The organism is Streptomyces pathocidini, from assembly GCF_001418495.1.
Classification (GTDB): domain Bacteria; phylum Actinomycetota; class Actinomycetes; order Streptomycetales; family Streptomycetaceae; genus Streptomyces; species Streptomyces pathocidini.
The window spans coordinates 1-10,659 of sequence record NZ_LIQY01000487.1; the positions used below are offsets into that span (position 1 = coordinate 1).

At 73.6% G+C, this 10,659-nt stretch carries 8 protein-coding genes and 1 pseudogene; 3 read left to right on the plus strand and 6 right to left on the minus strand.

Features of this window, described 5'->3' with window-relative positions; translation table 11 throughout:
- A pseudogene (locus AOK16_RS21010) lies at positions 1 to 664 on the plus strand (ATP-binding protein); the annotation flags it as partial.
- A 96-nt stretch (positions 665 to 760) separates the two neighbouring features.
- On the opposite strand, the gene nucS reads toward AOK16_RS21010, so the two are convergent.
- Positions 761 to 1,423, minus strand: coding sequence for an endonuclease NucS (gene nucS / locus AOK16_RS21015; RefSeq protein ID WP_055473746.1), 663 nt, complete (start codon positions 1,421 to 1,423; stop codon positions 761 to 763).
- A 217-nt stretch (positions 1,424 to 1,640) separates the two neighbouring features.
- Here nucS and AOK16_RS21020 point away from each other — a divergent pair, with 217 nt between their 5' ends.
- Positions 1,641 to 2,033: an SCO5389 family protein gene (locus AOK16_RS21020; protein ID WP_055473747.1), complete on the plus strand. Its 393-nt coding sequence runs from the start codon at positions 1,641 to 1,643 to the stop codon at positions 2,031 to 2,033.
- A 35-nt stretch (positions 2,034 to 2,068) separates the two neighbouring features.
- On the opposite strand, the gene AOK16_RS21025 is transcribed toward AOK16_RS21020, so the two are convergent.
- Positions 2,069 to 3,100: an LLM class flavin-dependent oxidoreductase gene (locus AOK16_RS21025; protein WP_055473748.1), complete on the minus strand. Its 1,032-nt coding sequence runs from the start codon at positions 3,098 to 3,100 to the stop codon at positions 2,069 to 2,071.
- 215 nt (positions 3,101 to 3,315) lie between these two features.
- Here AOK16_RS21025 and AOK16_RS21030 point away from each other — a divergent pair, with 215 nt between their 5' ends.
- A complete protein-coding gene (locus AOK16_RS21030) occupies positions 3,316 to 3,636 on the plus strand; it encodes a hypothetical protein (protein WP_055473749.1) in 321 nt (106 codons plus the stop codon).
- 233 nt (positions 3,637 to 3,869) lie between these two features.
- On the opposite strand, the gene AOK16_RS21035 is transcribed toward AOK16_RS21030, so the two are convergent.
- The 4 genes from AOK16_RS21035 to AOK16_RS21050 form a co-directional block, all read right to left on the minus strand.
- Positions 3,870 to 4,640 (minus strand): ABC transporter permease, encoded by a 771-nt coding sequence (locus AOK16_RS21035; RefSeq protein WP_055473750.1) that lies wholly within the window; start codon positions 4,638 to 4,640, stop codon positions 3,870 to 3,872.
- A 3-nt stretch (positions 4,641 to 4,643) separates the two neighbouring features.
- Entirely contained in the window at positions 4,644 to 5,720 is a 1,077-nt protein-coding gene (locus tag AOK16_RS21040) for an ABC transporter ATP-binding protein (RefSeq protein WP_055473751.1), read from the minus strand.
- 540 nt (positions 5,721 to 6,260) lie between these two features.
- Positions 6,261 to 7,202, minus strand: coding sequence for a coiled-coil domain-containing protein (locus AOK16_RS21045; RefSeq protein ID WP_055473752.1), 942 nt, complete (start codon positions 7,200 to 7,202; stop codon positions 6,261 to 6,263).
- Between the two features lie 115 nt (positions 7,203 to 7,317).
- Positions 7,318 to 10,659: hypothetical protein (locus AOK16_RS21050; protein WP_055473753.1), on the minus strand; the 3,342-nt coding region annotated here is incomplete at its 5' end.

Consider the following 10,659-nt stretch of genomic DNA (forward strand, 5'->3'; position numbering starts at 1 on the left):
CCAGGCGGGCGGCCTCGCGGTACCGGGCTTCGGCGCCGGCCCGGGCCTCGGAAAGCGCTCCGGCTTCCGCCGTACGGTCCTGGGCGGGGCCCGCCGCAACGCGGTCGCGGCCGGAGCGGGCGCGCTGCTGGTGGCCGTACTCGGTACGGTCGTCACGCTCGGCGCCACCTCCAATGGCGGGAACGGACCGAGCGGCACGGTCACCAACGAGCAGCCCTCCACCGGAGACGAGGAGAACGGCTACATCGTCGACGAGCCGACCGCCCCCGGCGCGACCCCGAGCCCGAAGAAGTCGGGGAAGAAGGCCGACCCTTCGGCCTCGGAGTCGGGCTCGGCGAGCCCGGGCGGCAAGCCGTCCTCGGGCAGCCCCTCGAAGAGCGGGGAGCCGACCGAGACGCGGTCGAGCGACCCGCAGGACCCGGAGAGCCCCGAGGACCCGCCGAAGCCCCCGACCCCCACCAAGACGTCCAAGCCGACCACGAAGCCGCCGTCCACTCGGCCGCCGTCCAGCATCACGCCGACCCCGACCGAGTCGGAGCCCGAGGACCCGCCGAGCACCCCGGAGGACCCGTCCGAGCCGATCTCCGACACCTCGAACTCGGCCAGTGGGCCGGTCCCGGTCGCCCTCTCGGGCCCGGCGGCCGCCGGCACCCCGGTGGTCTGACGACCGGCCGCCGATCGGTTGCGCATCCGAGAAAGCGCGTACCCCGTATCACCGCCAACGGTGATACGGGGTACGTCGGTTGGGGGCCTCGGCGCCTCAGAACAGCCGCAGTTTGTCGTCTTCGATGCCGCGCAGGGCCTCGTAGTCCAGGACCACGCAGCCGATGCCGCGGTCGGTGGCCAGGACCCGGGCCTGGGGCTTGATCTCCTGGGCCGCGAAGACGCCCTTCACGGGCGCCAGGTGCGGGTCGCGGTTGAGGAGGTCGAGGTAGCGGGTCAGCTGCTCGACGCCGTCGATCTCACCGCGGCGCTTGATCTCGACGGCCACCGTGGCGCCGTCCGCGTCCCGGCACAGGATGTCGACTGGCCCGATTGCGGTGGGGTATTCGCGCCGAATCAGCGAATAGCCCTCGCCGAGGGTTTCGATCCGGTCGGCGAGCAGTTCCTGCAGGTGCGCCTCCACCCCGTCCTTGATCAGACCGGGGTCCACGCCCAACTCGTGCGAGGAGTCGTGCAGGACCTCCTCCATGGTGATGATGAGCTTCTCGCCCGCCTTGTTCACCACGGTCCACACGTCCCCGTCGCCCTCCTTGAGGGTGCAGGGCGGGGACATCCAGTTGAGGGGTTTGTAGGCCCGGTCGTCGGCGTGCACGGACACACTGCCGTCGGCCTTCACGAGGATCAGACGGGGGGCCGAGGGGAGGTGGGCCGTGAGCCGGCCCGCGTAGTCCACGGAGCAGCGGGCGATGACGAGACGCATGGTCGGTCACGCTACTCGAACCGGCCCGCCCAACGCGATTCGCCCTGGATGAACACGTTCGCCAGTGGCCGGTTGTGTGCCCATTCTCCTGGTGCGCCCGCCCGGCCAGGCCTAACGTTGATGCCGGAAGTCGTCGTGCGGGCACGCCGCGTCTCGACAGCGCTTCCTTTTCCAGCCCGTGAGACCCCTGCCACGGGGGTCACGAGAGGAGAACCACATGTCGCTCGACGTCTCACCGGCCCTGCTAGAGCAGGCCGAGCGAGGCGAGGTCGATGAAGCCGAATTCGTCGACTGCGTCCGGAACTCCCTGCCCTACGCATGGCAGTTGATCAGCTCGCTGGTGGCCCAACTCAAGGTGGACGGCGGCGAGTTCGCCGACAACCAGACGCCGCCGCCGGACGAGCAGGCGCGCGGCCAGCTGCTGCGCGCGCTGGCGAGCGACGCGATACGCGGTGCCCTGCAGCGGCACTTCGGCGTACGGCTGGCGTTCCAGAACTGCCACCGCGTCGCCGTCTTCCCGCTGGACCCCGCGGTCGACGAGCGGCTGGCCAAGTTCACTTCCATCCGCGGCCAGCTGCTCAACCAGTCACCCGAACTACGGGACTGCTGACGCCTGTCGCTGCCGCTCCGGGTGGGAAGGGGGAGTCAGCACGGCAGGAGCGGCAGCACCTCACTCCCCAGCCGCCGGACGTTCTCCTCGGTGGCGGTGAGATCACCCGTGCCCTCGGCCAGCAGCGCGAACCGGCTGATCCCGGTGCGCTCCGCCGTGGCCGCGAGCCGGTCCGCGCACAGCGCGGGCGGGCCCACGGGGTGCAGGTCGCAGAGCAGCTCCGTGTAGGCGCGCGGGTCGCGCATCCGGCGCTCCCTGCCGTCGACCGTTACATGGGCCGCCAGGCCCTGCCGCAGCCAGCCGGGCATCGCCTTCGTCAGCACCTCCGCCGCGTCCGCGCGCGAGTCCGCGATCTGCGCGACCCCGGCCGAAACATGACCCGCGGCGGCCACCTCCTCGGGTGAACTGCCCGCCGCAAGGGCGGTTTTGCGCCAGAGCGCGACCATCTCCGCCTTCTCCTCGTCGCCGCAGTGCATACCCAGCAGCATGGGCAGCCCGCGCTCGGCGGCCAGCCGCACGCTCGCGGGCGAGGTGCAGGCCACGACCACCGGCGGCGCCTCCGGGCCGTCCAGCAGCTCCCCGGGGCGCGGCACGACGTCGACCTCGCGGAAGGCGAACCGCTCCCCGTCCGCGCCCACGCGCGGCTCGCGCAGCCAGCGCAGCAGCAGGTCCAGCGACTCGGGGAACCCGGACTCGTACGCTGCCAGGCCCTGGCCGAAGACCTCCAGGTCGACCCACGGCCCGCCGCGGCCCACGCCGAGGGTGAACCGGCCGCCGGAGGTCAGGTGCAGCAGCGCGGCCTGCTCGCCCAGCGCCACCGGGTGTGCGGTCGGCAGCACGCTGATCGCCGTGGAGACGCCGATCCGCCGGGTGCGGCCGAGCAAGAAGGCGGCGAGCGTCACGGCGGAGGGGCAGACCCCGTACGGTACGAAGTGGTGCTCGGCGAGCCAGACCGAGTCCAGACCGGCTTCCTCGGCGGCCACCGCGGTCCGTACCGCGCGGTGCAGCACCTCCTGCTGGCCCTGGCCGGGGAACTGCGCGGCCAGTACAAAAGCTCCAACGTGCATTGCCCTCTGCCTCCTTGCCGCCGCGGGCGCGGCCAACTCCCCCCTCCGGCAACAACGGCCGACACGTGCCAAAGGCACGGCTTGGGGAGAAACTTTGCGGATTATCGGCGTGATCGCCAAGCCCTGTGGACAACGCGCGGCCGGCGTACGGAATGTGCGTACGCTGGACGGCGAACCCACCCGGTCCCCGACTTCCGAATCCGCGAGGTGCCCCCTTGTCTCCGCGTCGAAACCGCCCGCGCGCCACCGCGGGACCGCCCGGCCAGCGGTCGGAGAGCGACCGCTACGGCCTGGAGCAGACCGAGAGCTGGCGCGGCGAGGAGTGGGTGGTCCGACGCGTCGGCGGCTCGGCAGCCGCCAAGCACTACCGCTGCCCGGGCTGCGACCAGGAGATTCCGCCCGGCGTTCCCCACGTGGTCGCCTGGGCCCGCGAGGGCACAGTCGACGACCGCCGCCACTGGCACGCCGCCTGCTGGAACGCCAAGGACCGCCGCACCGCCCGCGTGCAGCGCTCCCGCAACGCGCCAAGACACTGAGCCCCCTGACGGAGCCACCCGCCGCCGGTCACGCCCAACCGACACCACCGGCCACCGCCGCAACCCAGCGGGAAGGGCCGGGCGCGCTCCGCGTGGTCGTCACCGGTCTCGCCTTCTGGGGCGGGGTCGGTGTCGAGCGGGAGTCGACCAGGGCCGGGGTCGGTGTTCGGCGGGAGTCGACCTCGGGGGAGTGGCCCACGCGGTAGTTGATTGCGTGCCCGAGCGGCAGGCGTTTACGCGTCTCGGTTCTTGATGACGAGGTAGCCGCCGATGAGCGCGGCCACCACCCACGCCGCCATGATCGCCAGCCCGCCCCACGGCCCGTACGGTGCGCTGTTGTCGGGGCGCGTGATGACCTGCATGACCTTGCTGCCCGCCTGGTCCGGGAGGTACTGGCCGACCTTCCGGGTGGCGTCCACGTTGCCCAGGATGTTGGAGATGATGAAGAAGAACGGCATCAGGATGCCCAGCGACAGCATCGGGCTGCGCAGCATCGCGGCGATGCCCATCGAGAACACCGCGATCAGTGCCATGTAGAGCCCGCCGCCGAAGACCGCGCGCAGCACCCCCTGGTCGCCGATGGACGCCCGGTGCTCGCCCAGCAGCGCCTGGCCGAGGAAGAACGCCCCGAAGCTCGTGATCATGCCGATGACGAGCGCGAGGAGGGCGGCCACGGCGATCTTGCTGAAGAGGAACGTGCCGCGCCGCGGTACGGCGGCGAGCGAGCTGCGGATCATGCCGGTGCTGTACTCGTTGGACACCACCAGCACCCCGAAGACGATCATCGCCAGCTGTCCCAGGCCCATGCCCGCGAAGCTCACGAACGTCGGGTCGAAGAACAACCGGTCCTGCGTCGGCATGTCATCGAAGGTGTTCCGGGTGACGATGCTGATCAGCGCGCCGAGGGCCAGTGTGACGACCACGGCGAGGGCCAGCGTCCAGATGGTCGACTGCACCGACCTGATCTTCGTCCACTCCGACTGCAGGACCCGGGTCGCGGTCATCGCTCAACTTCCCTTTCTGCTCTTGCGGCCGCCGCTCTGCTGCTCGCGCCATCCGGCGCCCCACTCTGCGGCGGGCGCCGCCGGCTGCCCTGCGGTGGTCGCGCCCGCGGCAGTCACGCCCGCGACGGGCGGCTCGGCGAGGACGTGCCCGTCGACGGCCCCGGCCGCACCGCCGCTGTGCGCGTGGTACTCCACCGACTCCGCCGTCAGCTGCATGAACGCGTCCTCCAGGGACGCCTGTTGCGGGGACAGCTCGTGCAGGACGAGGCCGTGCTCCGCCGCCAGCTCGCCGAGGCGCGCCGCGTCGGTGCCCTCCGCCTCCAGGGAGCCGTCCTTGGCCGCCGTCACCTTCGTGATCCCGGCCCCGTCCAGCAGGTCGCGCAGCCGCTCCTGCTCCGGGGCGCGCAGCCGCACATAGCTCCGCGAGTTCTGCGCGATGAACTCCGGCATCGAGGTGTCGGCGAGCAGCCTGCCCTGGCCGATGACCACCAAGTGGTCGGCAGTGAGCGCCATTTCGCTCATCAGGTGGCTGGAGACGAAGACGGTGCGCCCCTCGGCCGCCAGCCGCTTCATCAGATTGCGGATCCAGTGGATGCCCTCGGGGTCGAGGCCGTTGACCGGCTCGTCGAACATCAGGATCCGCGGATCGCCGAGCAGCGCCGCCGCGATGCCGAGCCGCTGCCCCATGCCCATCGAGAAGCCCTTGGCGCGCTTCTTCGCCACCGAGGTGAGCCCCACGGTCTCCAGCACCTCGTGCACCCGGCTGCGCGGAATGCCGTTGCTCTGTGCGAGGCACAGCAGGTGGTTGTAGGCGCTGCGGCCGCCGTGCACGGCCTTGGCCTCCAGCAGGGCGCCGATGTACGTGAGCGGGTCGCGGAGGTCGGCGTAGTGCCGGCCGTCGATCCGCACGTCCCCGGCCGTGGGGCGGTCGAGGCCGATCATCATGCGCATGGTGGTGGATTTGCCCGCCCCGTTCGGGCCGAGAAAGCCGGTGACGATGCCCGGTCGGACGGTGAACGTCAGCCGGTCGACGGCCAGCTTGGCCCCGTACCGCTTCGTCAGCCCCTCCAGCTCGATCATGCCCTCACGCTATAGGCGCGGGCGCGCTTCCCGCTAGGGATGGACCCCCGGTAGTGGGGCCGGGGGCTCCCCCCCCGCCGACCGGGAAGGCCGGACTGCGACCGGCTCGGCTCCGCCCGGCTACCGCTGGGGCGGCCAGGTTCGGCTCCGCCGACTACCGCTGGGCGGTGCCCCCGTCCGGTCTCCGCTGTCCTGGCTGCTCACCGTCGCGGCGGGCCTTCTTCGCCGCCCGAGCCGTCGCCATCGCCATCGCCGTCTGCATCGCTGCGAGCGGGAGTTGGGGCCGACGGCTGTCCGCCGGGGGCGGCGTGGCCGGCGATCGGTGGTGGCGCGGCGCGCGACCGGTGGTGGTGTGGTCAGCGACCGGTGGTGGCGGCGCGCGGCCGATGAGGGCGGGGAGCTCGAACGTGAGCCGCTGTGCAAGGCACAGAAAGGCACAAAGACGTGTGCCCCGCGCCATCGAAGGTGGCGCGGGGCACAACGGGGTGAGCCGGGCTCAGCTGGTGGCCCGTGGCGCGGAGCGGCCCGCGCGGCGAGCGACTAGCGGGTCTGCTGGGCCGGGACGCCGCGGCTGAGGGACTCCTCGTCGCCGCCCGGGGCGCCGGCGGCGGCCACGGCCGCGCCGGTCAGCGTGGCGAGCATCTCGCGGACGTTCGTCAGCTGGGCGTTGATGCTGTCGCGACGGTTCGTCAGCGCCGCCAGCTCGCGCTCGGATTCGCTGCGGATCCGGTCGGCCTTGGCGTTGGCGTCCGCCACGATGTCCTCGGACTGGCGCTGCGCGGTCTCCACCGTCTGGCGGGCGCGGCGCTCGGCGTCGGTGCGCAGCTTCTCCGCCTCCAGGCGGAGCTGCTCGGCGCGGTGCTCGATCTCGGCGAGGCGCTTCTCGGCCTTGGCCTGACGCGAGGCCAGGTCGCGCTCGGACTGCTCGCGGCGCTTGGCCAGGTTCGTCTCGAAGTCGGCGGCGGCCTGCGCGGCCTTGGCGCGGGTCTCCTCGAAGAGGGTGTCCGCCTCCTCGCGCTTGGACTGCGCGTCCTTCTGCGCGTCCGCACGCAGCGACGCGGCCTCGCCCTTCGCCTTCTCGACGATCCGGGCACCCTCGTCCTCGGCCTTGGCCTTGCGGTCGGCCGCGAACGACTCGGCGTCGTTGCGGACCTGCTGGGCCGCGCCCTCCGCCAGCTCGCGGTGCTGCTCGGCGGCCCGGCGGGCCTCCTCGCGCAGGTCCTTCGCCTCTTCCTCGGCGAGCCGCAGGATCTTCTCTACTCGCGCGCCGAGCCCGGCGTAGGACGGCTCCGCGTCGTTGACCTGAGCCTGGGCGTTCTGCGTCTCGAGGTGCAGTTCCTCGATGCGCTTCTCGAGCGAGGTGATACGCGCCAGGGCACTGTCACGGTCGGCGACGAGCTTCGTGATGCGGTCGTCCACCTGACCGCGGTCGTACCCACGCCGCACGAGCTCGAAGCCGAAGGGGGAAGAGGTGTCGCTCATGGGGTTCCTGTCGAAAGAGACCGGTGAGGTGATAGGGGGAATCCTAGGGCCGCAGACGGCGTGTCATCGAGCCCACGCCGGTTTGATCCGGAGAATCAACACTCTTTCGAGTGGCTTACCCATCGGATGACTTGCCACTCGATCGGGTGGTACCCGCTCCGGCACCCGCCTTGACGGCCGCCGCGGAGCCGCCACCCGGCGACTCGAGAGACCCGAGGGCCTCCAACACGTCCTGGACGCGGGAGATTTCGGCGTTGATGTCCTCACGGCGCCGAACGAGCACCTCCAGTTCGCGTTTGCCCTCGTCGACCGTGCGCCGCGCCTCCTCGGCCGCGTCCGCGTGGATCTGCTCGGCCTCGGCCTGCGCCTCCGCCTTGGTTCGTTCGGCCGCCCTGGTGGCCTCCGCGCGCTTCTGCTCGGCCTCCTTGAGCAGGCCCTCGGCCTTCTTCACGGCGGCGATACGGACCTTGCTGGCCTCGCTGTTGGCCTCCGCCACAAGGGACTTGGCCTTGGCCTGAGCCCCCGTCAGCTGCTCCTCGGCCGTCTTGACGAGCTTGTCCGCGCGCTCGCCCGCCGTCTTGACGGCCTCGGCCGTCTCCCGGCGGGCCCGCTCGTGGAGTTCCTCCACCTCGGCCTCGATCCGGGCGCGCAGCTCCTCGGCCCGCTCGCGGATGGCCGCGGCGTCCCCGCGGGCCTCGCCGAGCATGGTGTCGGAGTCCGTACGGGCCTTCTCCACCATCGAGTTGCCCTCGTTGGTGGCCTCGGCGACCAGCCGCTCGGCCTCCTTGCGGGCGGCACCCACCATGGTGTCGGCCTGCTCCTCGGCGGCGGCCGCGCTACGTACCGCCTCCTCCTGGGCCTTGGCGACGAGTTGGTCCGCCCGCCCGGCGGCCGAGGACAGCCGCTGGGCGGCGGTGTCGCGGGCCTCGTCGAGCGCGCGGTCGGCCTCCTCGCGGGCCTCCCGGCGCATCGTGGCCGCGGCCGACTCCGCGTCGGACCTGAGCCGTTCGGACTCCTCGCGGGTGCGCTCGGCGTCCTCGCGCGCCGAGGACAGCGCCTCGGCCGCCTCCGTGCGCAGCTGCTCGGCCTCGGCCGCCGCCTCGGCGACCAGCCGCTCCGCTTCGGCCGCGGCCTCCGCGCGTACGCGGTCGGACGCGGCGGCGGCGTCACCGCGCACCCGCTCCGACTCCTCGGCGGCCTCGGTGGTGAGGCGGTCGGCCTGTTCGGCGGCGTCCGAGCGGCGCTGGTTGGCCTCCGCGCGGGCCTCGTCGAGGGTGCGGTTGGCTTCCTGCTCGGCCGAGTCGAGGGTGTCGGCGGCCTGGGCGCGCAGTCGCTCCGCCTCCGCGGTCGCGTCGGCGCGCAGCCGCTCGGCGGCCGCCGTCGACTCGGCGTGCAGCCGCTCGGCCTCGGCCGCCGCCTCGCGGCGCAGCCGGTCCGCCTCGGCGGTCGACTCCGCCGTGAGGTGCCGGGCCTCGGCCGTCGCCTCGGCGACCAGCCGCTCGGCCTCGTTCGAGGCCTCGGTGCGGACGTGCTCGGACTCCTCGGCGGCCTCGGTGCGTACGCGGTTGGCTTCGCCGGCGGCCTCGGTGGTGAGGCGGTCGGCCTGTTCGGCGGCGTCCGAGCGGCGCTGGTTGGCCTCCGCGCGGGCCTCGTCGAGGGTGCGGTTGGCTTCCTGCTCGGCCGAGTCGAGGGTGTCCGCGGCCTGGGCGCGCAGCCGCTCCGCCTCCGCGGTCGCCTCCGAGGTGAGCCGCTCCGCCTCCGAAGCGGCCTCCGTGATCAGGCGGTCGGCCTGCTCGGCGGCCTCGGAGCGGCGGCGGCCCGCCGCCGAACGCGCCTCGTCCAGCGTGCGGTTGGCCTCCTGCTCCGCGGAGTCGAGGGTGTCCGCGGCCTGGGCGCGCAGCCGCTCCGCCTCGGCCGTCGACTCCGCGCGCAGCCGCTCGGCCGCCTCCGTCGACTCCGAGGTGAGCCGGTCCGCCTCGGCCGCGGCCTCCGACATGAGCCGGTCGGCCTGCTCCGCCGCGTCGTTCCGCCGCTGGTGGGCGTCCTCGCGGGCCTCCGCGCGCAGCCGGTCGCTCTCCTCGATCGCCTCCGAAACGGTGCGCTCGGCAAGGGACTTGGCGGCCTCCGCCTCCTCCTGCGCCTCCCGCCGGGACCGTGCCGCGTCCTCCGCCGCCCGGTCTCGCTCCGCGTACGCGTCCGAGCGGACCCGGTCGGCCTCCTCCTGCGCCTCCGTGCGCGTGCGCTCCGCCGCGTGCTCGGCGGCCGAGCGGAGACCGGCGATCTCCTCCTCGGCCTGCTCGTGCAGCCCGGCGACCGAGTCCCGCACCTGCTGGGCCGTCTGCTCGGCGGCCGCGACCAGCTCCGCCGCCCGCTGCTCCGCCTCCTCGACCAGGCGCCGCGCCTCGGCCTGCGCCTCCTCGACCCGCCGCCGGGCCGACGCCAGCAGCTCCTCGCTCTGCTCGCGCGCCTGCGAGCGCTCCTGGTGCGCCTCCTCGTGCGCCTCGCTCAGCTGCCGCTCCGCCTCGCGGCGGCGGCGCGACGCCTCCTCCTGCGCGGCCGCCAGCGCCTCGGCCGCCTCCGCGCCGGTGCGCTCGGCCGCGGCCGCGGCCTCCGCCCGTACCCGGTCCGCCGTCTCCTGCGCCTGCCGGCGCAGCTCCTCGGCCTCCGCCGCCGCCTCGCCCCGCAGCCGTACGGCCACGGCCTCGCCCTCGGCGCGCGCGTCGGCGGCATCGGTGACAGCCGCGGAGCGCAGCCGCTCCGCCTCATCCTCGGCCTGCTGCTGGAACGTACGGATCCGCTCCGCGGCCTCCGCGCGCAGCCGCTCGGTCTCCTCCGCGGTCTCCCGGCGCAGCCGCTCGCCCTCCGAGCGCGCGTCGCGCAGCTCCGACTCGGCCGCGGTGACCCGCTCCTCGGCCTCGGTCCGCAGCCGGCCGAGCTCCTCGTCGGCCTCCGCGCGCCGGTCGGCCGCGGCCCGCTCGGCCTCCTCGCGCAGCTGCCGCGCCTCGTCGGCCGCTGCCTCCGACTGCTGCCGCGTCTGCTCGGCCGCATCCGAGCGCAGCTCCTCGGCCGCGTTCCGGGCCCGCTCCAGCGCCTCCTCGGCCTGCCTGCGCAGCGAGGCCGCGCGCTCGATGGCCTCGGTGCGGACCCGCTCGCTCTCGCTGGTGGCCGTGGACCTGAGCACCTCGGCGTCCGTACGCGACTTGGCCAGCAGCTCCTCGGCCCGGCCGGCCGCCTCCTCGATCTGCTGGACCGCCTCGCGTCGCGCCTCACCGCGGATCCGCTCGCCCTCGGCGACGGCCTCCGCGCGCAGCGACTCCGCCTCGCCGCGCAGCCGGCGGGCCTCCTCCTGCAGCTCGACGGTCTTGGCGCGGTACTCCTTGGTGTCGTCCTTCGCCGCGCCCTTCAGCTGCTCCGCGGTGTCGTGTGCCTCACCGCGCAGTCGGTCCGCCTCCGCCTC

Excerpts from the sequence above, each read along its gene's own strand:
- nucS (WP_055473746.1), bottom strand. The coding sequence starts at position 1,423 with ATGCGTCTCGTCATCGCCCGCTGCTCCGTGGACTACGCGGGCCGGCTC.
- AOK16_RS21020 (WP_055473747.1), top strand. The coding sequence starts at position 1,641 with ATGTCGCTCGACGTCTCACCGGCCCTGCTAGAGCAGGCCGAGCGAGGC.
- AOK16_RS21025 (WP_055473748.1), bottom strand. The coding sequence starts at position 3,100 with ATGCACGTTGGAGCTTTTGTACTGGCCGCGCAGTTCCCCGGCCAGGGC.
- AOK16_RS21035 (WP_055473750.1), bottom strand. The coding sequence starts at position 4,640 with ATGACCGCGACCCGGGTCCTGCAGTCGGAGTGGACGAAGATCAGGTCG.
- AOK16_RS21040 (WP_055473751.1), bottom strand. The coding sequence starts at position 5,720 with ATGATCGAGCTGGAGGGGCTGACGAAGCGGTACGGGGCCAAGCTGGCC.
- AOK16_RS21045 (WP_055473752.1), bottom strand. The coding sequence starts at position 7,202 with ATGAGCGACACCTCTTCCCCCTTCGGCTTCGAGCTCGTGCGGCGTGGG.